This window comes from Marinobacter sp. (genome assembly GCF_041984545.1).
GTDB lineage: Bacteria > Pseudomonadota > Gammaproteobacteria > Pseudomonadales > Oleiphilaceae > Marinobacter.
This window is the reverse complement of the sequence record NZ_JBHIXV010000098.1, coordinates 1-608: the sequence shown is the minus strand read 5'-3', so window position 1 is coordinate 608 and position 608 is coordinate 1. Positions and strand designations below refer to the sequence as shown.

Annotated in this window: 1 protein-coding gene; it reads right to left on the bottom strand. The window is 57.6% G+C overall.

Annotation, left to right across the window (positions count from 1 at the left end):
* Positions 1 to 13: 13 nt before the first annotated feature.
* Positions 14 to 608 (bottom strand): substrate-binding domain-containing protein (locus tag ACFC20_RS17720; protein ID WP_375194134.1); only part of this gene is annotated, 595 nt, incomplete at its 5' end.

Sequence of the window (608 nt, the reverse complement as noted above, 5' to 3'; positions counted from 1 at the left end):
GCGTACGAACAAGTTAGTTCGCGTTGAATTTGAGCCTCAGGGCATCGCCTATCACTCGAGTAAACTCGCGGATGCGTTTTACCCGTTTCAGGTCTGGGTGGGTCAGTATCCAGAGCGGGATGGCCAGTTCTTCAACCGGTGGCGTCAGGCGTACCAGGTCGTCATCGGACTCGCCCAGATAACAGGGCAGGATCGCGATGCCCGAGCCCGTTTTCACCGCTGTCCACATACCGAGCATGCTGTCGATCCGATACGCGCAGGCATCGCTCACATCCTGCTGAGCCATCCAGGCTTCCAGCTTGCCGTTGCCCATATGAATGTCGGGGCCAACCCAGTGATGGCCACGCAGTTCGCTGACGGTAAGGCGCGATTCACTCCACCGGTTGGCGGCCCCATATACGGCCTGCTGAATGACGCCAGCCTTTCTGCCGATCAGGGTTTCAGGGGGTGTTGAAGTGGGGCGTATGGCAATGTCAGCTTCCCGCTTACTCAGGCTGTGAAGTTGATTCGAAATCACGACTTCCAGCGAGATATCCGGGTAGTTCTTGCGAAACTGCGTATTCCGGCGAACGTGACCGGTCATTCCGGGGATCGTGACCGATTTGCAC